This window comes from Bacillus daqingensis, assembly GCF_042654445.1.
Taxonomy (GTDB): Bacteria; Bacillota; Bacilli; order Bacillales; family Salisediminibacteriaceae; genus Alkalicoccus; species Alkalicoccus luteus.
This window is the reverse complement of the sequence record NZ_JBHSGK010000005.1, coordinates 73,860-97,422: the sequence shown is the minus strand read 5'-3', so window position 1 is coordinate 97,422 and position 23,563 is coordinate 73,860. Positions and strand designations below refer to the sequence as shown.

The following is a 23,563-nucleotide window of genomic DNA, read 5'->3' as shown; positions in this document are numbered from 1 at the left end:
TTGTTCCACCTCATTGTTCATGTTTTATTTCGCCGTGCAGCAGCTGCTGCATGCTGTCGCTGTTGGTAAGCAGCTGATACAAATACTGCAGCTGCGGAAGGTGTGCATACTTGTCAGGTGTTGCCATAAACAGGACCGCGTGTGAATGCAATTTTTCCGATCGGTAAGGCGCCATTAGCTGCACGAGGCTGAAGCCAGGCCGGTTCACGTGATTAGAATGCGTGTGTACAAATAGGAGTCCCGGAACGATTTCGTACAAATACGCCTTGTCGATTACCGTTTTGCGAATGTCCTCAAGGAAAGCCGCTTCAACGACCTCGTCCTCTTTTAACAGAGCCACACCGGTTTCCAAAATCTCGTCCAGGTCGGTCGTGTTCATCACCGCCGTGCGCGACGCCGGAATGAGCGCCTGCACAGAAGGGGTCGTCTCCGTCAGCTTGGCCGCGCCTCTTTTCTCTTCAAGATCCTTCATAAAGTGTTCAACCTTCGTGATCTCGTCACGCGTCATGACGGGATTGATCGTCACGTACGGGTACGGAGAATCGGGCAGCGTCACCGTAGATACGATAAAGTCCGGCTTGTCCCAGCCGTTATCCTTATGCAGCATCGACACCGCTGCGGTGCGCTTGACGTCCAGCTGCGGAAAATGCTTCATGAGGGACGCGGTTAACAATCGTCCCGCTGCGATACCGCCCGGGCACATAACCCAGATTTGGTAACGCTCATTGTCAAAGGAAGCCTTCTCATAAATCGCCGCAAAGCTCATGGCAATAGGAATAATGTCATCAGCTGTTCGTTCCGGACCGGTTCCGAGCGCCTCCTGCACGTGGAAGACGATGAAGGGATACTGTTCTTCGACTTTCTTTTTCAGCGGGTGCAAATAGCGGATGCCGCACTCACCTGCGTAGTGAAACGCCTGCCATTCGCGGTAAATGTAGCGGATCTGTTCGTCGCTGTAACCGGTTAAACCCATACGCGTACTGGTTTCTTCAACGAACGCAAGAAACACTGGATCGTCGTTGTAGTCCGGCACGTCCTTCGGATACAGGTTTGAAGTCGCTTTCAAATAACAGCAGGCAAACGCCATATTCCGCTCTGTCGTATCCACACCGACCGTCTGACAAAACTCGTGCCACACCTCTTCAAACCAAGGTTCCGCTTTCGGCTGTTCCTCCTGCAGCATCTCGCCTGTCCGCATTCGCTGCAGCTGCAGCATCCATACCTTTAAAAAGGCGGTCGGACTGATCGTCTCCGGCAGTTCCTCTGTCAGCGCCACGGCTTTCTCCATTTCCTTCATTGAAATTTCCGACCAGTTCAGGTACGGCACCGGATTCATGCTGTTCCAAGCTGCTTCTAACCTGCTCATCACGCTTAGAAGCGCGAGCCGCTTTGCTTTTTCAGAGCCGAGAATGGCAAAGCCTTTGCGCCCTCGTTCCAGCGTTAATGAAAATATGTCTGTCAGCTGCTCGACCTTTTCCATTTCCTGCAGAACTGTTCCGCGGCTGACCTCCAGCTCTTCTGCCAGCTCCCTAAGCGACTGACTGCGCGGTTCAATTAGCAGCTCGTACGCGATTAACAGGTATCGTTCTTCTGCTGCGTCGGATCTTCCGTACAGGTTCATCGCTTCATCCAGCTCGCGCCGTTTATCGGCATCAAGTGCTCCGGCAAGCTCCCAGTAGCCTTGTCCCGATGCGTGCGTAAACGTCACGTCATAATCCTCCAGCCACCCGGCTACATGCTCTAAATCGTAGCGGACCGTCCGCTCGCCGACGTTGAACATCGCCTCGCAGTCCTTCAGCTTAAATTGCGTCTGGCCGTTGATGATCATCTGCACCAGCTGACGCCTTCTCGCATTCACGTTGCTCACCTCCCTGCTGTAATCAAAGTATACAAGGGCTTTCATAAAAAATGAATACGCTTACATTCCGAATAGGTTCAGAATTGTCTGCAAGATTCTGAACGGTGGAAACCCTTGTCATTAAAGGCTTCTTACTGGAATTCATTCAGCGCGAAAAAGCCCGGGATTTTCCCCGGGCAATGTTTCCGTTTCACGTGAAACGGGCGACAGCTTGTTCTATTTTAGCGAGTTCTTCCATTAAGGCTGACCGCCTTGGGTACTCGTTTCGAAGCTTGGCGATCAGCTCGATTCCTTGCGCCTTGCCATTTACTTTGGCACACTGCTTCACAAGCCGGCAGAGCGCCCGGTACTGCTTGCGGTTCGTTGCCATCCTAGCTCCGTGATCAACTAGCTGGCTGAACATTTCCCGCACTATGTCCGGATAAACCGGCTGCAGACGTGGACCGAGCTCCCGAATCTTCCACAAATCCTTTTCACAGGCAGCAAGCAGCACCTCCGGCTTGTCCTCTTCCATACCGATATGAATCGCGAGCGGATCACTGGCAGAAAGCTCGTTTAACAGCTGCTTCACTGCAGTATCCCACTCGCTATCCTCGTGCAGTTCCTTCCACTGCTGATACGTCTTTTCAATCTCAAGCATCATGTTTCGTGCCAGGAGCATGTTCCGAAGTGCTTCTTTTTCTTTCTCTCGGTTGCCGGTAAGACTGTAAAGCCGGCGCTCCGTTTCCAGCAGGGACTGTTGAATGTGCACGAGCTTTTTATGACGTTTTCCCGTTTCGATCATCGCCTCGGCATTGTCCCACTCTTCCCGATCCAGGTAGTAGGCAGCGAGCTCCAGCACGAAGTCCGGATGCTCATTGATCCGCTCCTGACGGAAGGCATTTCCTGCCTCTTTTCCCTCCGCTTCATCAAGGATACAGGCGCGTAGCAGCTCCAGCTGTTCCACCTCGTAATCCGGATAAGACGTTTGCCTCGCCGCCTCTGCCGCGTCATCCAGCGCCTTTTCTACTTTCTCGTGCCGTTTTTTCTCGCCACGCATCACAGGCAGGGAAACTCGGAGCAGCTCGATGCGGAAATCGCTCCAGCCGTTGTAGCGTTTCAAGCGTGCCTCTTTCAGTATTAGCGTTAAGAGCGTGCCTGCCGTGCTGTCGTCTGCCTCCTCGGCACAGCGCGTCAACTGATTCATCGTCAGACTGGCTGCAGTCGATACTTCTCCATTGGAGTCGTCCATAAACTGCAGGGAATCAACCGCACGGCCGAGCACCTTCAGATTCAGCTTCACCGCCCGCTCGTATTCCCCTTGATCGGCAAGGGCCTTTGCATGCTCCAACACTTGGTAAATACCGGAAAATGCCTCATGAGAGCGAGAAGCAGTGATAAAGCCATAGGAGCCCTTGGCACTGGTAAAGTACTTCGTAATCAGCTCCCCCGCAAGCTTCACCTCATCTTTTCCGTCACCCAGCCGCAGTTCCACGTCCTTTTCAAGCTCCGGATATGCATGCATCCACATTCGCACGAGATCCAGCAGTTCTTCTTTTTTCAGCTTTCCCACCAGCTCCGCAGCCTTCTTGTCCGCCATCGCCTCGTCCCCCTCGTTTTCATGTGTATATGTGTATCATACAGGAAAGTCTCTCCCATAACACTTTCCAATTATTGTCTCCTCCTTCCTCTCATGCTAAGCTAAAAACAGTGGATAGTCAGACAGGAGGAACCACGATGACCGAACAACTAACAACTCAAATGAAACGTGAAATCCAACAGAAACTGATCGGCAAAGACGAGACAGTCGAATTGCTTTGGATCAGCTTGCTCGCTGAGGGGCATGTGCTGCTCGATGACCTTCCCGGCACAGGAAAATCAGAGCTTGCCAGTGCGTTTGCAGCCGCGATCGGTGCAACGAGCGGACGAATTCAAGGTACGTCTGATGTCACACCTGCTGACATCACCGGCTTCGACTATTTCAATAAACAGACAGGCGCCTTTACGTTTCGTCCAGGGCCCGTTTTTCACCACGTGCTGCTGGCGGACGAAATTAACCGAGCCTCCCCCCGCGCACAGGCAGGTCTGCTTGAAGCGATGGCGGAGAAGCAAGTGACAGTTGAAGGCACCACACATGCGCTGACCGATCCTTTTTTTGTAATCGCGACACAAAACCCTGTCGATGTTCAGCAAGGAACCTTTAAGCTCCCGCAGGCACAGCTTGACCGCTTTATGATGAAGCTTCCGATGAAGACGCTCCGATTTGACGAGAAGCGTGCCATGCTGGAGCAGCACCGGGGCCCCGTGCGACCTGTCACAGCGGTGACTTCTATGGAGGAGATTCGTACGCTTCGTGATAAGGTTCGTCACGTGGAGGTGCATGAGGACGTTGAAACATATTTGCTTCAGCTGATTGAAGCAACGGGCACAGTGGAAGAAACATTGTTCGAGGCAAGTCCGCGTGCAGCCGTCGCCCTGCTCCGGGCCGCACAGGCACGGGCGCTTATTCAGGACCGCCGCTATGTGAAACCCGAGGACATCGTCATGCTTGCAGAACCAGTGCTTGCTCATCGTCTTATACTCAACAGCCGGGCCGTGCTGACGACAGATCCGAAAGATGTGGTGCAGCATGCGCTCGATTCCCTTTCCGTTCCGGCAGACTGATCAAGGCTTGGCTGCAGTAACCTTCCGCTACACAGCAGCAGGAAAAACGGCAGCCGCGCTCGGGATCCTCTTTTTATTAGCCAGTCTGCTGCGGCTCGATCTGCTGCTAAGCGGCTCCGGCTTGTTTTTACTTATGCTTCCGGCCGCTTCCCGCCTTACGCTGCAGGCAGCGATTCAACAAAGCCGGCTGACCGCTGTTCAAACAAAGAGTGCGCTGTTCCCCGGCGAGTCGGCTGCTGTGGTAGTGACAGTGGAGAACAGGAGCCGCTATCCGCTTTTGATGACTGCGCTTTATTCCAGTTTGTCTGCACACGACTGTGCAAAGATAACGGTGCCGGACGAAGCACGAACAGCAGCACCTGCCACTGTATCCTCCTGGCGCTTTGTGGTAACGGGTTCCAGGCGCGGACAGGCACGAATGACGTCGATGGAGATGGACGTACGGGACTGGCTCTCTTTCTCGGTCTGCAAGGTGGAAGAGCCTCTCTCCCCTTCGATCCAGTTAACCGTGTTTCCGCTCCCCGCACCAGTTCAGACCTTGGCAGCAGCTGCGGACAACCACGCACCACATGCGGGACAGGTAGAAGAGGAGAAGCTGTACGTCCGTCCGTATCAGCCTGGTGATAAAGGACGGCGGATTTCCTGGCGCGACTTCGCGGCCAAAGACGAATTAGTCAGCTGGAAGAGCAGTGCTCCTGGTGAAACAGAGATTTGTCTGGTCGTTGCACTGCATATGGAAGGAGAGGAACGAAAGTGGACGCCTCATGCAGAGAGCCTTTTGGAGCGTGCTGCTGGCCTGGCTGAGTCTTTTACAAAGCGGAACGTCACGTTTGAAGCCTATATCAATGATGCGTCCGCCGGCAGAGACTGGCTGCACCTGCCAGCAGCACAGGGGACCGGTCAGCTGTCTGCTTTTTTAGAGCTGCTGGCCACGCTGCACAAAGGACTGCCGCTGTCGCCGGTGTCCGTCATACTAGAACAGCTCCCGCCCGATAAAGTCATGGTTTATATTGGAGAAAAGCCCGCCGGACCGCTCTCTCCTCAGACCATTGTTTACTCCGCGGCTGGAGGTGACCGCTGATGCGCTTTGTCTACGGAGCTTTATTATTTGCCTGGAGTGCCACGGCTGCTTTCTCCCTGTCTCCGCCAGTCGCAGCCGGTCTGATTATCCTGCTCGCTGGAACGATTCTTCCGCTCATAAAGCAGAACACTCCACCCTTCGGAAAACAGGCGGTCTTGCTCCTGCTTGGCTGGACATTCGTACTCTACCTGGTCGCTGGGTGGCTCTCGTTTGCAATCAGCGGGCTGTTCCTTCTGCTCGCTCTTATCGCAATAAAAGCTCCTCTGCATGCAGCTGTCGTCAGCATGGCTGCTTCACTCGTCGCAGCTGCCGGTCTGATTGCTCTCTTTGCTTCCATCCCACTTCTTGCTCAGCCTGTCGGCTATGTAGCAGAGCGGGCTGCCGCGCCGTTTGCGGCTCTTGTCGATGTGTTACCTGAGCGTGTACAGGAGCAGCTGCCTGACGATCAGCAGAATACGGCACCGGACGAATCAGAAGCGGAACCTCTGCCTCAGGAAGGCGGCTCTGTCATCGGGTTTACGGCATTTGTCATTGGTCTGCTCACCGCTTTAGGTTTGCTGCTTCTGTTTGTAAAGCGACGGTGGATACGAGAATCAAGCTCAGCACCCGCTGCCGAACCGGAAAGACGTGAACCGGCTGTTCCAGCGCCGGTACAAGCACCTCTGTCTGCCAACACGTACAGACGTCAATATCGAAAGCTGGAGGCAGCACTCGCGGAAAATGGATGGGAGCGTCCCGCCTCTGAACCTCCCCTGCTCTGGGCGAAACAGCTGCCAAGTCATCTGCATGCCATGCAGGAAGCAGCGTTAATGTATGAAAAAGTACGTTACAGCAGCGCCACTCTTACGAAAAAAGAAGCCGCTTTGTTCCGGAAGGCTGTTACAGAGGTTAAACAGGCCATGCAGGACGAAACTCGTTTCACGTGAAACACTCCTAAAAAAAGCCCCGATCATTTTTGAGCGAATGATCGGGGCTTTACGTTTCTTTCGGCAGGCTGAGTCGGAATACAGCGCCCCCTGCTGCTTTGTTTTCGGCAGTTATCGTGCCGCCGTGGGCTCGGGCAAGTGCAGCAGCGATGGAGAGACCAATGCCGAGACCGTCCTTTTCGCGGCTGCGCGAGGCGTCGCCGCGGTAAAACCGGTCAAAGACGCGATGCTCCTCCTCCGGGGACAGACCTGGACCTTCGTCGGCTACTTGTATCACGACGCGGCCTGCTTCGTCTGTTGCTTCAAGCACGACGGTTCCTGATACCGGAGTAAACTTCCAGGCGTTGTGCAGCAGGTTGGTCACGATCTGCCTCAGCTTATCCGGGTCGGCCTGCACGGCATCAGCGTCACAGACTGTTTGCAGCGCAATTCCCTTTTCCTGAAACATTGCCTCCATGTCGGCCTCCAGTGACCGGATAAAGACAGGAAGGTCAACGCGCTTTTGCTGCAGCGGCTTGTCTTCCCGCTCCGATTCGTACAGCTGTTCCATTTCTCCGACGAGACGTACGAGACGCATCAGTTCGTCGTGGCTGCGCTCGAGCCGCTCCTCCGTCGGCTCTAGCACGCAGTCCTGAAATGCTTCAAGCTGACTTCGCAGCGCCCCGAGCGGGGTCCGCAGTTCGTGTGCCAGGTCTCCGGTAAAACGGCGGCGGCGCTCCTCCTCCTCCTCGAGCGAGCGGGCGAGTGCTGCGACACCGGCCGCCAGATCATCCAGCTCCTGAACGCCGTACGTCCTGTTTGGAATCTGCCGCTCTTTATGCTGCAGCGCGAGGACATCCTCCCCTACGCTTCGCAGTCCGCGCGTCATCCGGCGCGAAGCGACGTGGCTGAAAAATGCAGCGGCACCGATCAGCACGAGCAGAACGATCAGCATCGACAGCACCATGTCCTCCAGAAACTGCTGCTCCGCTCCGCCGAGCCCCGACGGATACGTCACTTCAAGCACGCCGATCAGAGCACCGTCTGCTTCCAGGCGGTAGGCCCTCTCTTCCCCATCGCCCTGGGTCATCATCTGCTGATGCATCATGCCCGTCTGCACCGGATTTCCTGCTTCATCATAAAGTCTTGCACTCATCCCCTCTTCCATCATGAGGGAATGAAACAGCATCGGCGGGATGTTCTCAAGCGATCCCCGCTCGCCGTATTCTGATTCGATCTGAGCTGCCGCCTCCTCAACGAGCTGCTCCTGCCGGTCGCTGACGTAGTCGCCAAAGTTTCGCTCCACTGCCCAAAGCAGCACCGCTCCCATGAACAGAATGCCGGAAACGGCGATCAGCATAGCAAAGAAAAAGGTTTGTTTTTGCACGGTATTAAACATCGCGCTCACCTTTAAAGCGATAGCCCATGCCGAATACCGTTTCAATAAACTGCGGCTGCTTCGGGTCAGATTCGATTTTTTTACGCAGATTTTTTATATGCACGTCAATGCTCCGCTCATAGCCGTCAAAAAACAGATCTTCCTGCACGCGCTCCAGCAGCTCTGCCCGTTCAAACACCCAGCCCGGATGTGCCGCCATCGCGGTGAGGAGCCGGTACTCGATCGGGGTCAAGTGGACCTCGCTGCCTTCTACGCTGACCGTCCGCTCCCGCAGGTGGATGACGAGCGCTTTACCGGCAAAGGACCAGACCTCACTTGTATCCCGTTTACCGACTCGTCTCATGATTGCCTGCATGCGTACGATCACCTCACGCGGGCTGAACGGCTTCACGACATAATCGTCCGCGCCGAGCACCATGCCCTGCACGCGCTCCTCTTCTGCTGACTTTGCGCTCAAGATCAGCACCGGTGTGTCAAAGTCTTTGCGCACGGCGGTGAGGATTGCTTCTCCGGACAGATCCGGAAGCATCAAGTCCAAAATAAGAAAATCCGGGTGGAGGCTTCGAAACAGGTCGAGACCCTTCTGCCCGTTGGCGGCACACGTTACCTCATGCCCTTCCCGCTTCAGATACGCTTCCATCACCTCGGCCATCGTCGGATCATCCTCAATCACAAGCACGTGCATGCCGCTCCCCTCCCCCGCTGAGTTGTTAGCAAAAGTATAGCATGCAAATGAAAAAAGCGGCCGCATCTTCATACGATCTACATAACTCTTTTCTATACTGGAGACAGAAGGAAGGGAGCCCCTTCCTGAAATTAAAAAAGGAGGCGGTCAGCATGCGAAACTGGATCATTGCTATCGTCGTGATTGTTGTGATTGGTCTGCTTGCAGCTGGTGCAACCGCTGCACAGCCAAACGGAACGTTCGGCATGCCGTGGATGACGGGCGGACACGGGCAAATGATGAATGACGACATGATGGAGGACGCAGAGCCTGGTGAGATGATGCAGGGCGGCGGGATGATGAACGGTCGCGGCCACATGATGGATGAGGAGTACGGACGCATGATGGGAGAGCGTTTCGGACCGATGATGTACGGAGATGACTGGGAAACCCACATGGAGGACGCAGATTGGGAGGCCTTTCACGAGGACATGTATGAGCGCATGGAAGCCTGCCACGAGGCAAACGGAGGGCCGCAGTAAGCGGCTCTTTTTTGTGGAAAAACACGGCTGAACGTTACGAATTTGTTCAATATTTCACAATCATATTTTACCAATTGCGTGCTATAGTAAAGGTGTAAAAGCTGTCGTGTTTTCTACCTAAAAAAGGAGTGATCACCAATGAAAGCAGTTACGGTTAATCCAGCAAGCAGAGCCAATGTGGAAGTCACGGAAAAGGAACTTCGTCCGCTAGAGTCCGGGGAAGCACTAGTCGAAATCGAGTATTGCGGCGTCTGCCATACGGATGTGCACGTAGCTGCCGGTGATTTCGGCGACGTAGCCGGACGCACGCTCGGCCACGAGGGCATCGGGATCGTCACGGAAATCGCAGATGACGTGACGAGCCTTTCAGTCGGTGACCGGGTCAGCATCGCCTGGCTGTATAAAGCGTGCGGACGCTGTGAATACTGTACGACCGGCCGCGAAACGTTCTGCCGCAGCGTGCAGAACGCCGGCTTCAGCGTCGACGGCGGCATGGCGGAAAAATGCATCGTGACCGCAAACTATGCCGTGAAGGTGCCGGACGGACTCGATCCGGCGCAGGCAAGCAGCATCACGTGTGCAGGCATCACGACGTACAAGGCAATCAAAGTCGCAGACGCCAAGCCGGGCGAATGGATCGCGATTTACGGCTGCGGTGGCCTTGGTAACCTGGCGATTCAGTACGCGAAGCACGTGTTTAACGCAAACGTCGTTGCGGTAGACATCAACGACGACAAGCTGGCGCTTGCTAAAGAAAGCGGCGCAGATATAACCATTAACCCTGCAGCAGAAGACGCCGCGGCGATCATGCAGGAGCAGTGCGGCGGTGCCCATGCCGCTGTCGTAACCGCCGTTTCTAAAGCAGCCTTCAACTCCGCTGTAGATGCCGTACGCGCCTGCGGCAAAGTCGTTGCTGTCGGTCTGCCGACGGAAACGATGGACCTCAGCATCCCACGGCTCGTGCTGGACGGCATCGAGGTCATCGGTTCCCTCGTCGGCACCCGCAAAGATCTCGAAGAAGCTTTCCAGTTCGGCGCTGAAGGCAAAGTCGTTCCCGTCGTCAAAACCCGACCGCTCGACGACGTACAAAACATCTTCGAAGAGATGGAGCAAGGTAAAATCCAAGGCCGGATGGTCATCGACTTTAAGATGTAAAGAAGAGAAGACAGCTTCCAGAGCGGGAGCTGTCTTTTTATTGTCTGTTTTTCAGTCTTCCTTCAGATCTCCAGCTCGTAACGATTCTCCCTTCCCCTTTTAAAACGAAGAACGCCTCTTCAAGAAAGAGGCGTCCGCTGTTAGATATTCTCCTGCTTCAATGTTTCAATGATGTTATCTTTTTTAATCTTTGAAATTGAATAGAGCATGGCGGCTCCGACGATGGCAAATACGGCCAGTCCGACGTACAGCAGACTCATCCACGGCAGTGTGAAGCCGTAGTCAAAGGTATTGGTCACAGACAGATGAATCAGGTACATGATGCCAATGCTGATCGGAACCCCGTAAAGCAGTGCCTTGATGCCGTAAAAGATGCTCTCGTAGTTAATCATTTTCCTAAAAGACTTCGGCGTCATCCCAATCGACTTCAGCATCGCGAACTCACGCTTTCGAAGAGAGATACTTGTCGAAATCGTATTGAAAATGTTCGCGATGGAGATAAGCGTGATCAGCGTAATAAAGCCATACGTGAACACGGACATCAGCATAACCAGCTGACCTTGCTCATTGCGTGACTGCTCCACGTTGTAAATATACGTGTGGGTGTTGCTGATCGCCTCGATATCCTCCTGCGTCTGTGCGGGATCGCTGCTGTCGAGGTACATGTAGCTGTTCGAGAAAAACTCGTGCTCCACGCCCGCCTCCAGCTGATCATACACGTCCTCTGACACGATCAATGTCAGCTGTCCGAGACCGCCGCCTGAAGAAACACCCGTCGGAAGCGTATCCGTCATCGCCTCTACTGTAACGGCACGGATCGGGTCCTGATCACCTGTCTCCACATTTTCGTGAAACAGCCCGATTTGACTACCGGTTGTCGTTTGGATAGGAGCTGCTTCCACCCTCTTATCTGACAGACCAGAACCAACTTCAACGATGTGAACAGCTTTGTCTATTAATACAGCAGGTGCATCACTATTATCAGTCAATTGGCCAGGTTCAACGCCAATTTCTTCTGCATAAGTACGCATGGCTCCGTCATTAAGTCCATATACATTCACCTGATATTGATAGCGACCTTCCTGCAATAATTCCGGCGTCTCTTCCACTCGTTCTTGCAGGAAGGTTGAGATATTTTCTTCCTCAATCCATGCCGTAAAAAACGCTTCCCTCACCACCGAGGCGCTCGTGACCTCGTCCAGTGACGCGACGGCGCCCGTAAAATCTTCTCCTTGATTCTCTCCATCGAGCATCACCTGGATGTCGTAATTGATATCCTCCTGCGACATCTCCAAAGACTTCGTGATTGACTCGGTAAAAAAGGACACAGACAAGAAGAGGATAATGCTCACCACTAAAGAAAAGACCGTTACCTGGTACTTGCGCTTGTTTCGCTTCATGTTTTTCAAGCCGATTTCCGCTTCAAAGCCAAACAGCTTGCGGACGAGCGGTGAATTGCGCACAGCCTTTTCGGTCAGCTTCATATCGGACGTCTGGCGGATCGCATCGATTGCGGATATTTTAGACGCTTTCCGTGCCGGCATGTAGGTCGAAATGAAAATCGTTAAGCCTGCAATGAGCACTACCGTGACAATCATCCACGGCGTTACCGTCACGAGCAGCGGCACCGATACGTTCAACGCTTCATTCAGTATCCGGTTCACAAAAGCGAACGTGAGACCTAGACCGGCAAGTCCAGCACCGATGCCAATCGGAATGCTGATCAGCCCAATAACGGCACCTTCGAAAAAGACCGAGTTCCGCTTTTGCTTTTTCGTCGCCCCGACGCTTGCGAGCATCCCCAGGTGTCGCGAACGTTCGGATACGGAAATCGCAAACGCATTGTAAATAAGCGCGATGGAACCAAAAATGATAACCGCCATGATAATAGCCGCGAGCGAGTAGAGCGTCGTCTGAAGATTGTCGTTGTTCGACACGCCCATAAACCGGAGCAGCTCATTGTTGAAGCTGATCATACCGCGTTCAATGCCTGCGGCATCTGCGACGTCATTGGCGTGCCCAAACAGCGACCGGTCGACGCGGTCAAGCACTACGAGCCCGTTTACGTCTGACTCCTCCGACATATACGATTCATCGGTGTAGGTGAGCATCGTATAGCCGGGCGCCCAAGACGGCTCCCACGTCGGGCGCTCGATCACGCCGACGATCGTATACGCTTCCTCCGACACGTCACGCAGCTCTTCCTGCCGCTCCTCTTCCTCCACCAGCAGGGCATCCTGCTGCTGAAGCGGCCGCTCCGGCTCCTGCTCATTAGCCAACATGACGCGCGTGCCGACGTCGAGGACAATCTCCTCGCCGATTGCATACGTCTCATCGTCCGCTGCAACAATCTCTTCTGATACAACGATTTCATCCGGAGACTCCGGAAGCCGTCCGTCCTGAAGCGTAACCGGAATGTTCTCGAATCCGCTGTCATTCAGCTCCCGTATAAACACATACGGCTTGTAGCTGTTGAGGCTCTCGTTAAACTCGGCGTAGCCCCGGTCGCCAGACAAAATTAAATCGGCAGTTGCCTCATCTTCACGGATCTCCGCTGCTTCTGCACTGCTGATATCGTGATACTGCACGTGCCACTCGCCGTGGTCGGCAATTTGCTGCCGCTCCAGTAAATCCATAAATGAAATAACGAGCGTCGCGACCGCGGTGATCATCGCAACGGAAATAATCGTCCCGAGAATCGTTACAAGCGTCCGCCGCTTGTTCTGCTTTAAATGCCGGATCGTCAGCTTATTGATAATGTTCATAGCCGGATAACCTCGTCTTTGGCGATGACGCCGTCCTCGATTGCGATCACCCGGTCTGCCTGCAGCGCAATCTGCTCATCGTGCGTGATGACCACGAGCGTCTGGTTGAACGTGCGGTTAAACATTTTCAACAGGTCCATGATCTCTCCGCTGTTTTTACTGTCTAAGTTACCAGTCGGTTCATCCGCTAATATCACCGTCGGATTGCTGATGAGCGCGCGTCCGATCGATACCCGCTGCTGCTGGCCGCCGGAAAGCTGGTTTGGCAGGTGCGAGAGCCGGTCTTCAAGTCCAAGCGTCTGAATGATGTTCTGCAGGTGCGTCTGATCCACCTCATGATCGTCCAGCAACACCGGCAGCGTCATGTTTTCCTCTACCGTTAAAATCGGGATCAGGTTGTAAAACTGATAGATCAGCCCGATCTGCCGCCGGCGGAAAATAGCGAGCTGCGACTCGTTTAAGCCGTAAATATCCGTTTCGTCGACAAATACCTTGCCGGACGTCGGGCGGTCGACGCCGCCGAGCAGGTGCAGCAGCGTTGATTTACCGGAGCCGGAGGGCCCGATGATCGCCGTGAATTCCCCTTTCTTCATGCTGAAGGAAATGCCGTCGAGCGCCTTCACCGCCGTATCACCTTTGCCGTACACCTTCGATAGCTGTTCCACTCGTAAAATATCCATGTGATGACCTCCACTTGATTCGTGATAGTCTCAGCATAAAAGCCGCACGTGACTATCAAGTGACTCCAACGTGACAAAATCGTCACATACCGGTTCGGCGTTACACGACGCGTTTATAAAAGGCGATCCGAAAGATCGTTCCCTCACCTGGCTCGCTGCGGACATCGATGCTTCCCTGCTGGCTCGTGATGATTTTGTGCGCGAGTGCAAGTCCGATCCCGACGCTGTCCTCACTCGCCTGCCGTCCTTTGTAAAAGCGCTGAAAAATGTACGGCAGATCCTCTTTCGGAATGCCGGAGCCGGTATCCTGAATGACAATCTCCGAATAGAGCGGGTTTTCGGCCGCCTTGATGGTGATAACGCCTCCTGACGGCGTGTGTTCTACGCAGTTTTTCAGGATGTTAATCAGCGCCTCCGACGTCCAGTTCAAGTCTCCTGAAAAGCTTGCCGACTCCTCTCCGCTCACGTTGAGCTCCTGCTCTTTGATCTCCATGGGAATGGCAAGCGGCTCAAGTGATGTAGCGATGAGCTCCTGCAGGCTTACGGGCTCCTGCTTAAACTGAATTGATCCGGCGTCGATTTTAGAGAGCTTTAACAGGGAGGACACGAGCCATTCAATCCGCTCGAGCTGAACGGAGATATTTCTCGTGAATTCGCGCCGCTTCTCTTCTGTCAGATTCGGTCCACTGAGCAGATCCGCCATAATGACCATCGACGTGACCGGCGTTTTCAGCTGGTGGGAGATATCTGAAATGGCATCCATCAACGCCGTTTTATCCTGCTTCAGCCCCGAGCGCTCCTCTGCAAGCATCGACGTTACTTTGTAGATTTCATTTTTTAAAATGCTTAATTCACCTTCCTCGTTGTCCCGCACATCAAGCGATATGTCGCCGGCGCTGATTCTCCGCACGTAGCCCGAGAGTGTCTCCAGCTTCTGATAGCGCCAGTATGTAAAGACGAGCACGGCACTGATCAGCAGCAGCGCGAGTGCGAGCACGATGAACGGTGCCGCCCCGGCAGGCAGCAGAAAAGCAAAGACGACAGCAAGCAGGCTGATCGAGCCCATGACGAGCAGCAGCAAGCGAACTTCCCGGTTTCGTATCATCCGCCGCCCACCTTATAGCCGAGCCCGCGTACCGTTTGAATAAGCATTGGCTTGTGCGGATCGTCCTCCAGCTTGTCCCGGAGCCGCTTGATATAGACAGTGAGCGTATTGTCGTTGACAAAGTCCCCCGCGACGTCCCAAATCCGCTCCAGCAGCTGCGCGCGCGTCAGCACCTGGCCGACGTGATTCGCAAAAATGAGCAGCAGCCGGTACTCGAGCGCCGTGATGACGACCTCCTCGCCGTGCTTATACACCTTGCCTTCGAGCGTGTGAATCGTTACGTGCTGCAGCTGCATCACCTGCTGGGCCTGCGGCTGCTTCTGGTAACGCCGCAGCACCATGCGAATGCGGGAAATAAGCTCCCGCACCCGAAACGGCTTCGTCACATAGTCGTCCGCGCCCATATCCAGCCCCATGACCACGTTCACCTCATCGTCTACCGCCGTCAGGAAAATCACCGGTACATCCGCCGCTTCCTTTACGAGCGTACACAGCTCATAGCCGCTCCCATCCGGAAGCGACAAATCAAACAAGCACAAATCAATCGTCTCAAGCTCCTCGCGAATCACCCGCTTCGCCGACGCCGCATCCACACAGAGCACCGTCTCAAACTGATCCTGCTGCAGCGAATACTCCAGCCCCGACGCAATCGTCCGATCATCCTCCACCAGCAAAATGCGCACAACCTCACCCCATCTTCCGTTAACGTAAACACACATACTATACAATTGCAGGAAAGAAAAGTAAATGCGTGCAAAGACGTGAAAAGGGGATGCCCGGTCAATTATATAATTGACCGGGCATCCCCTTTTATTAGTTTCAATGATGAGCAACATATTTGATTCGAACAGTTAACTAAGTCAGGCCGTATCCCGAAAAAGAAAGCTCTCGAAAATTTTCTTTTGCTCTCTATCATCTTTACTAAGATCCAGAAACGTCTCTAATTGGACTTGAACCCACCATTGTGGAGCGTAATTTGGCTTTAATGCTTTGATACGAAGGTCAATTTCTTTTCCTTGTTTCAATAGTGAATAAATAGCTTGAGCGTAAATACCTGGTACAAAGCCCAATAAAAGTCCTTGAGAGGTAAAGATATTCACTGCATATTTATCTACTGGATTATCCTCCGCGATTTCCACGGCTAAGGTTTCACCAATAGTAAGGTTTTCAAAAAGCGTTTTAGGCAGATCCTGATGACGCATTCCGTTAATATAAAATCGACTGTTTATCTTATTGTCCTCTAAACGGAGTGGCTCTTCAAACGTATAAGGATCACCAGCTAAAGCTCCACGTGTTTCTCTTAATATATCCATTCGATCGGCATAACTGGAAAGCTGAAGTTCGTTTAGTATATGTTGAAAACCTACCCTGGATTTATCCGGAATACGACGATCAAAAGCTGGAAACAGATCGGGAGATTCATACTTCTTTTTCAACTCTGGGAAGGCAGGATGAAGTTGATAGCCTTCCTTCTGAGCTTCTTTTACTGTCCTAGGGGAATCACTAAAATGAGTATACTGGAACGAGTAGTTTTCTCCATTATAGGTCAACGTGCCAACATGATAATATAAGTTGTTCACTGAGTTTTTCCACACTACTAGCAATGATTTAACCTTTTTCACTTAAACCCCCTCCTTTCTGTAGATCTCTTCCATTTTCGCCTTGCGAAATTCGATTAGCTTGTGTAAAAATTGTTTTCTTTCTGGAGTAATTAAAGGAAACCCTTCTAAAAAGCGTCGATACTCTTCCATATCAAATTGGGACAATCGCTCAAAAAAAGTATTAGCTTCTTTTTTATAATGCGCACAAATATAAACTAAAACTTGCTTCGCTTTTATACGGGGCGTTTCTTTATTATCCATTCCCATTTTAACCTGGGTCTTTTTAAAAAATGTATTCATTCTCACTTCATCAGCTATTAATGACTCTACTTCTACTTCTGAGAGCTGCCACCCTAAGGAAGCTCCATTATCATATAGCGGAGCAAATACTCTTCTTCCTTCAATATGAAGGATCTGCCAGTTGTGGCCGTGCCGATCCTGATTCCCGATCAAAATATCAAATAGATTCATCCAAATAAATTCTTCTTTTAACACATTGCTTAATGAGAACAATTCAAACAGCTCAAAAAATTGTTTCATCAATGTCTCATTTTTTCAGTAGTATTCTGTAAATGAGTATACTTATCTCCCAATTCTCTGTGAAACAAAGAGGCTGCCGTTTCGCCCATCTCCGCATTTAATTGAGATCTGAAATTTCTCATTAAACATGCTCTTCTTCCATCTCGATAAGCTACCTCTGCCTCAACTGAACGTATCCCTAAAAGAGAGGCAACCTTCGCTGCAATTACTACATTTACGTCTTACCAATTTGTTCTATCTCCATCAAAATCTCGCGGGAATTTAATGACATAATCTTCATGGTCTGGTGAAAGGAGATCTAACTTTTCCAACGTACTATTCTCTCCATACCCTGTAACTAACCAAGTGCTAACATCTCTCATTTATTTATCTCCATTCAACGAAATGCGATCTTACGTAGATTTATTACTCACAGCATATCACAGGTTTTTTTGTATTTTGGAGTATAACTTTACCTTGAGAAAGCCGATTTACTTATGATACGGTTCACCGTGGTGTATCCAAATGAGGTTTCCACTTTTTAGGGACTTTTAGTTTTCTTCTCCTACATAAGAAGTTAAAAGACCATTACCACTAAAGTAGATTTGTCTATTTAAATCTTCGGTTAACAACTTTAATGCCTCAAAAAACTTTTCCTTATTATTATCAAAAAGTTGTAAGACATCCCAATTTTCTTGAACTGCTCCTTCTGATAAGAACTTTTCTAGATATCTTCTATCATGTCTATAACCAAAACATCCACTAAAATAGTTATCATTTCCTAAATATCTGTGTTTTGTTGCCCTTAGAAACTCAAAGATATCATAAAGAGAAATGATTTCATCCCTATCTAAACATAGCTGATTTTCTATAAAAAGCCTTTCCATAAATGGTTGCATAAAAGTAACTTCAAATGGTAAGTGATACCTTTGTCCACTTTCTAGAGCTCGCACAGCATCATGTAAACCTCTCCTTGGTGACATATACCAAGTGAAATCATAAGTGCTATATATCCTATCTCTCACTTGTGGTTTAACAAGTACATTATTAAGTAATCTAAAATCTCTATTTTTCACTAAAGCAATACCAACACTATAGAAAACAGCTTGAACAGGTATTTCTTTTAATTTGAGTAACGTAGTTCTACCATTATGTTCAGATAAATTTGTTAGTCTCTCTAATGTTTCGATGATAAGTTGTTCATACTGTGACCCTTTATAGTAGGTTATTATTGACATTAAAACTGAGATAGGTGTTATAACTTCCTCTATTTCTTTGACCCACTGTTTTACTATTTCATCGTCTACGTTTTGATTAGCGTCCATATTTTTTACTATATTAATAACTTTTTTTGTTTCTTCTGTTATCAAGTCTGTTAATTCAATATCTTTATTATTAGAGAGATACTTCTTTAATCGATTTACCTTTACAAGTAAGTTTTCTGGATTAGTTTGCTTGACTTTAGCAATGTTCTCAACGTTTTCTTTTAAATTCTTAAAAAAGTGGTCCGCTCCTTCTTGGTCAACAATAACATTGGCATCTCTAAAACTAACTAATTCTTTTGCCTTCTCATTAATTTCATTCGAAAAAGAATGCCAGTACCAGGAATACCTTCTACCTTTGACACTCCTTATAGTATCTCTTAATGCCGTATCCCACTCCGCTGACCACCCTGATACTATTAAACCGTACCCATCAAATATCCTATTAAGAATAGCTGATAAAGGCTCTGAATAATTTTCTAATTCATCTGTAATATTCTTAAACCTAGTATCTCTGTAATCACCATGAATTTTTAATACTGTACAATCAGCGTGTGCAAGAGGCTTCATACCTTCAATATCTGATTCATGATAAACCGTTTGATACTGTACGTTTAATTCATCCAATGCTTGCTCGAGTAATCGGTCAAAGTTCGTTGTAACAACAACTTTTATGTAACCTTGTTTAACTAGTTCTGCTATTGACCGATGTGCTTCTGTTGGTAGCTTTCTATTTTCTTCTAAATCAACTTCAGTAGGTTCAAAGAATTCTTTTAAAAGTCCATTACGTTCTGAAGAGGTCTTTGCTATCATGCCTATTACCTCATCATACAAAGGAACTTTACCAAATTTCTCTTCATACCACTTAATTTCATCTTGTTGTTCCGTACCATCTAATAGCATGATTCTTCTGCATAACTCTTTTAGAACACCCCATCCTGTAGGTATGTGTAAACGCTAAACTAGAGAGAGCAATTTATTACAATTAAGGGAGAGCAACATTTCACAAATAAGATTGACCAATTTCCATACAAATATGACACTTTCAATAGGCTGCCCTAGTTTATTGAAGGTGAGGAGATTGGAGTGAGCAGATTCATGAAATATGCAGAAGTTCGTAAGCTGCAAGATCTAGGTTTTTCTATTAATGCCATTGCTAAGAAACTGAAGATGTCGAGAAATACGGTGAAGGAGTACATAGGCATGGAGCCGGAGGAGTTCGAAGATTTCCTTGTTTCTTTGCGTACACGTTCCAAAAAGTTGGATCCCTTCCGGGATGAGATTCTCAAGTGGCTGCAGGAACATCCAGATCTAACCGGAGCTCAAGTCTATGACTGGCTGGAAGAACGAATGCAGTTCAACGAGACGGCAGAGAATACGGTACGAAATTACGTCAAGGAGTTACGGGAGATATACCACATTCCAAAAACGGTGAGGCAGCGGGAGTATGCATCAATTCCAGAAAGCTTCCCGGGCCAGCAGGCCCAGGTGGATTTTGGCCAAACGGTCGTCGAAACAAAGGCAGACGGAAGGAAACACCTCTACTTTATTGCCTTCATCTTGTCCCATTCCCGATACAAATATGTTGAGTGGCTGGATCGGCCTTTCCGAACATCGGACGTTGTGAGATGTCATGAAAATGCCTTTGTTTATTACGAGGGGATGCCCGTGGAGATGGTGTACGACCAAGATGCTTTACTTGCCGTAAGTGAGAATGCGGGAGATCTCATATTGACCGCAGCGTTCACCAAGTATCAAGCAGCTCGAGGCTTTCAGATATACTTGTGCCGAAAAAACGACCCGGAATCAAAAGGGAAAGTGGAGCAGGTCGTGAAGTTTGTGAAACACAACTTCAGCAAACATCGACTATTCGAGACATTGGATAACTGGAATGACGCCTGTCTGGCTTGGTTAGATCGCACCGGTAATCACAAGGTTCACCACAACATAAAAAAGAGACCTTCCGAAGTGCACGCCCTGGAAAAGCAACACTTGCGGAACGTCTCAACAAGTTACTTGTTTGAGGAAGCCCTCCCTATCACTATAACAAGAAACATTCAGAAGGACAATGTCGTTCGCTACCTGCAGAATCGTTACAGCGTTCCGTCAGGAACGTACCAAGAAACATCAGCGAATAAAGCCTATCTTCAAGTAACAGACGACCAGACGCTCGTAATACGACTGAAACCTACGGGACCGATCTTGGCTCAGCACGCACTCTCACTGGAAAAAGGCTTGGTCATTTCCGATCCACTACACCGGGAGAAGAAAGAATCAACACGGAGCCTCTTGGTTCACCAGCTGACCGAAGCTTTTTCAGATAAAACGGGCATCCAATGGTTTATCGAAGCCCTTTCGGAAAAGTATCCACGGCATTTGGTTGATCAGCTGAAAGTGATTCAAAAAGCTATCCGACACCATCCAACAAGTGCCGATGGCGCGTTGAAAGAGGTGCAGAAGCTGCAATTAATCAGCGGTAATGATTTTCGTGATATTGTTTACTCCCTAGAACTGCAAAGCCAAAAACCTCTTGCTTCTGACATGCCATTGAATCAAAAGTACATCGATCTGGCAGCACCCGAACGCTCCAGTGCGACCTATCTAAGCGTCTTGAGTGGAGGTCGAAAATCATGAGCCATCCTTTTGATTCCTTACAACAACAATGCCGAACCTTACGGTTGGCAGAGACGGCAAAAGAGTTACCCACCCTTCTACGTAAGGCAGAAGCAAAAGGGTGGACCTATCACGAGTTCACGCATGAACTTCTTTCCTATGAATTGCAATGCCGGGAACAGAAGGCGGTCGAGCGCTTGATGAAATGGGCGGATTTCCCGGAAGTGAAGACGCTGGACGGCTATGTGAATATTGCATTACTATAAAGCCAGAAGTGCGGAGTTTCGAGCCATTAATTGCGGGAAAGAAAACCACCTATTGCGGATAATGAAGCCATCTGTCAGGAGATCGGTATAACGTTACCTGATAGATGGCTTCTTTTGCCTGGCGACGTTCTTTCTTCCTTCTTTAAACGATCATTTTTGTGCTAATCCTCCAGCTAACCCATGTCGTTCCCGCATCGACACGGTCCCATCTACTAAAATATGATACGAATCGTGAATGATTCGATCCAAGATCGCATCCGCAATTTGAGCATCTCCGAGTTTGGCATGCCACCCTTCCGGGGCATATTGGGAACAGAAAATAGTAGAAGCTTTCTTTAAGCGGGATTCCACTATTTCAAGTACATGAAGAACATGATCTTCATGAAGTGTGGTCAATAGCCACTCATCAATAATGAGTAAATCTACTTTTCGATATTTTTGAATAAGCTTGCGAAAGCTGCCATCTGCTAAAAACTTGGCGGCGGCTAGTTCATCCAATAATTCTGGTAGACGAATGTATTTCACCTTATGAAACTGGCGACAGGCTTGAACACCCAATGCATTTGCGAGCCATGTTTTCCCGTTCCCGGATGCCCCCATCAAAATAATATTGTGATGGTGATGCAGATAGCGACCTGTTCCAAGCTCCAACAGGAGCTCTTTGTTTAATTGGCGATCCGGATGGTATTCAATGTCTTCCATCGCTGCACTTGGATCCTGAAAAGTTGCCTGCTTCATCAACCGTTCTAATTTAGCCGATCGGCGTCGATCGTATTCATAATCAACGAGTAGTTGAAAACGATCGTCAAAGTCCAACTGATGATAATCGGAATTCCCTCGCTGTTCGTCGTACAAGGATGCCATACCAGTCAATTTCATTTCTGCTAGTTTGCGTGCAGTTTCGGCTCTCATTTTCCACGATCCTTTCCAAAATAGGCTGCCCCACGTACAAATCCATGTTCATTTACTTTCGTTGATGACCGTCGTGAAGGCGTTGCGTTACGCTGCTTTCGCTTTCGATCCAATAACGTTTTAAATACCGTCACCGTAGGTCGTGTCGATATCTGTTCTAACAGAGCAGCGACTTCTTCTTGCACGACTATCGATTCTTTTGAGGCTTCCTGGCGCAAGGCGCTAAGCATCGTCAATGCTTTTTTCTCTGGATGTTGGTCTAAGATACACGTTACAAGCTTGGTCATATGAGGGCCAATCGTCTCCGACCATTGTCGATGCAGATCCGGATGATGGTCGACATATAAGCGATGATGGTCCGGCATATGGTCGGATAACGTCGCGTACTGTCCAATGTCACCGATTAACCGTTTATGGGATGCAATGCGTACATCATTCAAGTAAAATTCAAGGAGGTCCGGAGTTAGTCGAACATCGATCTGTTCACGGACATATTCATATGGCACAGAATAGTACATGCGATCCACTTGCACGTGATAATTCGCCTGTACTTTGGCCGTTCGCCAGTCTGTCCGCTTATATGGTGTCATGGGAAGGGGGCGAAGGTGAGGCTTCTCCTCTTCTTCAAAGACTCCTTTTCGAGAACCTGGACGCTTTTGAAACAAAGCCGAATTTAATTCCTCGACTTTTTCCTGTAAATGCTCGTTGAGGTCGTGTAAATGAAAGAACGGATGGGCACGCAAAGCAGCGATCGCTTGACGAGAGATAAATCCAACGGCGGCTTCGACGCTTGCTTTATCTTTTGGCTTTCGAACACGGCTCGGTACGATGGCCGTGCGGTAATGATCGGCCCATTCCCGGTAGGCTTCCTGTAACACAGGTTCTCCCCGAAGGGGTTTGGTCACGCCGGTTTTCAAGTTATCGGGTACAACCGTTTCGGTGACTCCCTGAAAAAAAGCACAGGCATGCACATGCGCTTTTAGCCAGTTTGGAGATGTCATATCCAGAAATCCTTCGGCATAGCTGTATTGACTGTAGGGCAATGTGGCGATAAAGACATAAACGGGTAGTTGTTCTCCTGTCACACGATCAGTGATCGCAAGCGTCGTACCTGCCCAATCGACCTCCATAATTTCCGCTGGCTTTCGTCGAATAGGCATCGTCGTTTTATACTTTTTCGCATATTGGCCGTATTTTTCGGCAAAGGTACGGTACGCATAAGGGATTTTCTGTCCGTTGCGCGCTAGTTGCGCATACTCCTGATGGAGTAGCGTTAAGGTGACATGTTTCTTCTGAAGCTCTCGATGCACCTTTTCCCAATCCACCGGATGATATCCCTTTTCAACCGCCTGTTTTTCAGGAAATAAAAAAGCACTCAGCCAGGCATCGGTCATGGTCGCATCCAATCCCTCGACACCTCGTTCCTGAGCGCGGCGAATCACTAAAGACACGGTATTCCGTGCGTGTCCCGTACTTGCACTGATGGTGCGCTGGCTTACACCTTCAGAAGCCAGTTCTAAAATCCTCCGACATCGAATCACAAAAAAACCTCCCTGTATCATAAATCGTCATATCCACAGATATGCTTCTTTA

Annotated in this window: 19 protein-coding genes and 1 pseudogene; 7 read left to right on the top strand and 13 right to left on the bottom strand. The window is 49.9% G+C overall.

The genetic code is table 11. The features are described from left to right. Positions 1 to 10 precede the first annotated feature (10 nt). Together ACFO4L_RS06820 and ACFO4L_RS06815 are read right to left on the bottom strand one after the other, a co-directional pair. A complete protein-coding gene (locus ACFO4L_RS06820) occupies positions 11 to 1,858 on the bottom strand; it encodes a BglG family transcription antiterminator (RefSeq protein ID WP_377908945.1) in 1,848 nt (615 codons plus the stop codon). A gap of 190 nt (positions 1,859 to 2,048) precedes the next feature. Further along, positions 2,049 to 3,437, bottom strand: coding sequence for a hypothetical protein (locus ACFO4L_RS06815; RefSeq protein WP_377908944.1), 1,389 nt, complete (start codon positions 3,435 to 3,437; stop codon positions 2,049 to 2,051). Positions 3,438 to 3,574: 137 nt separating this feature from the next. Here ACFO4L_RS06815 and ACFO4L_RS06810 point away from each other — a divergent pair, with 137 nt between their 5' ends. The 3 genes from ACFO4L_RS06810 to ACFO4L_RS06800 are packed head-to-tail and all read left to right on the top strand — an operon-like array spanning position 3,575 to position 6,508. Next, positions 3,575 to 4,501, top strand: a complete 927-nt coding sequence (locus ACFO4L_RS06810) for an AAA family ATPase (RefSeq protein ID WP_377908943.1) — start codon at positions 3,575 to 3,577, stop codon at positions 4,499 to 4,501. Continuing rightward, positions 4,467 to 5,582, top strand: coding sequence for a DUF58 domain-containing protein (locus ACFO4L_RS06805; protein ID WP_377908942.1), 1,116 nt, complete (start codon positions 4,467 to 4,469; stop codon positions 5,580 to 5,582). Before ACFO4L_RS06810 ends, ACFO4L_RS06805 begins: the two co-directional genes overlap by 35 nt. Next, positions 5,582 to 6,508, top strand: coding sequence for a DUF4129 domain-containing protein (locus ACFO4L_RS06800; protein ID WP_377908941.1), 927 nt, complete (start codon positions 5,582 to 5,584; stop codon positions 6,506 to 6,508). The genes ACFO4L_RS06805 and ACFO4L_RS06800 overlap by 1 nt, the downstream gene beginning before the upstream one ends. A 49-nt stretch (positions 6,509 to 6,557) precedes the next feature. On the opposite strand, the gene ACFO4L_RS06795 is transcribed toward ACFO4L_RS06800, so the two are convergent. Together ACFO4L_RS06795 and ACFO4L_RS06790 are read right to left on the bottom strand one after the other, a co-directional pair. Continuing rightward, positions 6,558 to 7,886, bottom strand: a complete 1,329-nt coding sequence (locus ACFO4L_RS06795) for a sensor histidine kinase (RefSeq protein ID WP_377908940.1) — start codon at positions 7,884 to 7,886, stop codon at positions 6,558 to 6,560. After that, the gene (locus ACFO4L_RS06790; RefSeq protein ID WP_377908939.1) at positions 7,879 to 8,571 is read right to left on the bottom strand and encodes a response regulator transcription factor; all 693 of its coding nucleotides are present in this window, start codon (positions 8,569 to 8,571) and stop codon (positions 7,879 to 7,881) included. Before ACFO4L_RS06790 ends, ACFO4L_RS06795 begins: the two co-directional genes overlap by 8 nt. Positions 8,572 to 8,723: 152 nt before the next feature. Here ACFO4L_RS06790 and ACFO4L_RS06785 point away from each other — a divergent pair, with 152 nt between their 5' ends. Both ACFO4L_RS06785 and adhP read left to right on the top strand, forming a co-directional pair. After that, entirely contained in the window at positions 8,724 to 9,092 is a 369-nt protein-coding gene (locus ACFO4L_RS06785) for a hypothetical protein (protein WP_168007005.1), read from the top strand. A gap of 138 nt (positions 9,093 to 9,230) precedes the next feature. Beyond that, a complete protein-coding gene (adhP, locus tag ACFO4L_RS06780; RefSeq protein ID WP_377908938.1) occupies positions 9,231 to 10,247 on the top strand; it encodes an alcohol dehydrogenase AdhP in 1,017 nt (338 codons plus the stop codon). A gap of 140 nt (positions 10,248 to 10,387) precedes the next feature. Here the strand turns inward: adhP and ACFO4L_RS06775 are convergent, their stop codons facing one another. The 7 genes from ACFO4L_RS06775 to ACFO4L_RS06745 form a co-directional block, all read right to left on the bottom strand. Continuing rightward, positions 10,388 to 13,012: an ABC transporter permease gene (locus tag ACFO4L_RS06775; protein WP_377908937.1), complete on the bottom strand. Its 2,625-nt coding sequence runs from the start codon at positions 13,010 to 13,012 to the stop codon at positions 10,388 to 10,390. Then, complete coding sequence (locus tag ACFO4L_RS06770; protein WP_377908936.1) at positions 13,009 to 13,692, bottom strand: ABC transporter ATP-binding protein; 684 nt, start codon at positions 13,690 to 13,692, stop codon at positions 13,009 to 13,011. The genes ACFO4L_RS06775 and ACFO4L_RS06770 overlap by 4 nt, the downstream gene beginning before the upstream one ends. Before the next feature lie 100 nt (positions 13,693 to 13,792). After that, the gene (locus ACFO4L_RS06765) at positions 13,793 to 14,797 is read right to left on the bottom strand and encodes a sensor histidine kinase (protein WP_377908935.1); all 1,005 of its coding nucleotides are present in this window, start codon (positions 14,795 to 14,797) and stop codon (positions 13,793 to 13,795) included. Then, positions 14,794 to 15,480: a response regulator transcription factor gene (locus ACFO4L_RS06760; protein ID WP_377908934.1), complete on the bottom strand. Its 687-nt coding sequence runs from the start codon at positions 15,478 to 15,480 to the stop codon at positions 14,794 to 14,796. The genes ACFO4L_RS06765 and ACFO4L_RS06760 overlap by 4 nt, the downstream gene beginning before the upstream one ends. A gap of 177 nt (positions 15,481 to 15,657) precedes the next feature. Then, positions 15,658 to 16,419 (bottom strand): HIRAN domain-containing protein, encoded by a 762-nt coding sequence (locus ACFO4L_RS06755; RefSeq protein ID WP_377908933.1) that lies wholly within the window; start codon positions 16,417 to 16,419, stop codon positions 15,658 to 15,660. Then, positions 16,420 to 16,938, bottom strand: a complete 519-nt coding sequence (locus ACFO4L_RS06750) for a HipA domain-containing protein (RefSeq protein WP_377908932.1) — start codon at positions 16,936 to 16,938, stop codon at positions 16,420 to 16,422. A 530-nt stretch (positions 16,939 to 17,468) separates the two neighbouring features. Continuing rightward, complete coding sequence (locus ACFO4L_RS06745) at positions 17,469 to 19,082, bottom strand: SIR2 family protein (RefSeq protein ID WP_377908931.1); 1,614 nt, start codon at positions 19,080 to 19,082, stop codon at positions 17,469 to 17,471. A 195-nt stretch (positions 19,083 to 19,277) separates the two neighbouring features. Between ACFO4L_RS06745 and istA (ACFO4L_RS06740) the strand changes: the two genes are divergently transcribed. Both istA (ACFO4L_RS06740) and ACFO4L_RS06735 read left to right on the top strand, forming a co-directional pair. Then, the gene (gene istA / locus ACFO4L_RS06740) at positions 19,278 to 20,813 is read left to right on the top strand and encodes an IS21 family transposase (protein ID WP_377908930.1); all 1,536 of its coding nucleotides are present in this window, start codon (positions 19,278 to 19,280) and stop codon (positions 20,811 to 20,813) included. Further along, a pseudogene (locus ACFO4L_RS06735) lies at positions 20,810 to 21,037 on the top strand (ATP-binding protein); the annotation flags it as partial. The gene istA (ACFO4L_RS06740) and the pseudogene ACFO4L_RS06735, both read left to right, overlap by 4 nt. Positions 21,038 to 21,208: 171 nt before the next feature. Here the strand turns inward: ACFO4L_RS06735 and istB are convergent. Together istB and istA (ACFO4L_RS06725) are read right to left on the bottom strand one after the other, a co-directional pair. Next, positions 21,209 to 21,970, bottom strand: coding sequence for an IS21-like element helper ATPase IstB (istB, locus tag ACFO4L_RS06730; protein ID WP_377908928.1), 762 nt, complete (start codon positions 21,968 to 21,970; stop codon positions 21,209 to 21,211). Further along, positions 21,967 to 23,511 carry an IS21 family transposase gene (gene istA / locus ACFO4L_RS06725; RefSeq protein WP_377908927.1) on the bottom strand — a complete coding sequence of 515 codons (1,545 nt, stop codon included), beginning with the start codon at positions 23,509 to 23,511 and terminating at the stop codon, positions 21,967 to 21,969. The genes istB and istA (ACFO4L_RS06725) overlap by 4 nt, the downstream gene beginning before the upstream one ends. Positions 23,512 to 23,563 lie beyond the last annotated feature (52 nt).

Excerpts from the sequence above, each read along its gene's own strand:
- ACFO4L_RS06785 (WP_168007005.1), top strand. The coding sequence starts at position 8,724 with ATGCGAAACTGGATCATTGCTATCGTCGTGATTGTTGTGATTGGTCTG.
- ACFO4L_RS06765 (WP_377908935.1), bottom strand. The coding sequence starts at position 14,797 with ATGATACGAAACCGGGAAGTTCGCTTGCTGCTGCTCGTCATGGGCTCG.
- ACFO4L_RS06815 (WP_377908944.1), bottom strand. The coding sequence starts at position 3,437 with ATGGCGGACAAGAAGGCTGCGGAGCTGGTGGGAAAGCTGAAAAAAGAA.
- ACFO4L_RS06790 (WP_377908939.1), bottom strand. The coding sequence starts at position 8,571 with ATGCACGTGCTTGTGATTGAGGATGATCCGACGATGGCCGAGGTGATG.
- ACFO4L_RS06800 (WP_377908941.1), top strand. The coding sequence starts at position 5,582 with ATGCGCTTTGTCTACGGAGCTTTATTATTTGCCTGGAGTGCCACGGCT.
- adhP (WP_377908938.1), top strand. The coding sequence starts at position 9,231 with ATGAAAGCAGTTACGGTTAATCCAGCAAGCAGAGCCAATGTGGAAGTC.
- ACFO4L_RS06810 (WP_377908943.1), top strand. The coding sequence starts at position 3,575 with ATGACCGAACAACTAACAACTCAAATGAAACGTGAAATCCAACAGAAA.
- istB (WP_377908928.1), bottom strand. The coding sequence starts at position 21,970 with ATGAGAGCCGAAACTGCACGCAAACTAGCAGAAATGAAATTGACTGGT.
- ACFO4L_RS06745 (WP_377908931.1), bottom strand. The coding sequence starts at position 19,082 with ATGCTATTAGATGGTACGGAACAACAAGATGAAATTAAGTGGTATGAA.
- ACFO4L_RS06775 (WP_377908937.1), bottom strand. The coding sequence starts at position 13,012 with ATGAACATTATCAATAAGCTGACGATCCGGCATTTAAAGCAGAACAAG.
- ACFO4L_RS06795 (WP_377908940.1), bottom strand. The coding sequence starts at position 7,886 with ATGTTTAATACCGTGCAAAAACAAACCTTTTTCTTTGCTATGCTGATC.
- istA (WP_377908930.1), top strand. The coding sequence starts at position 19,278 with ATGAAATATGCAGAAGTTCGTAAGCTGCAAGATCTAGGTTTTTCTATT.
- ACFO4L_RS06750 (WP_377908932.1), bottom strand. The coding sequence starts at position 16,938 with ATGAAACAATTTTTTGAGCTGTTTGAATTGTTCTCATTAAGCAATGTG.
- ACFO4L_RS06770 (WP_377908936.1), bottom strand. The coding sequence starts at position 13,692 with ATGGATATTTTACGAGTGGAACAGCTATCGAAGGTGTACGGCAAAGGT.
- ACFO4L_RS06805 (WP_377908942.1), top strand. The coding sequence starts at position 4,467 with ATGCGCTCGATTCCCTTTCCGTTCCGGCAGACTGATCAAGGCTTGGCT.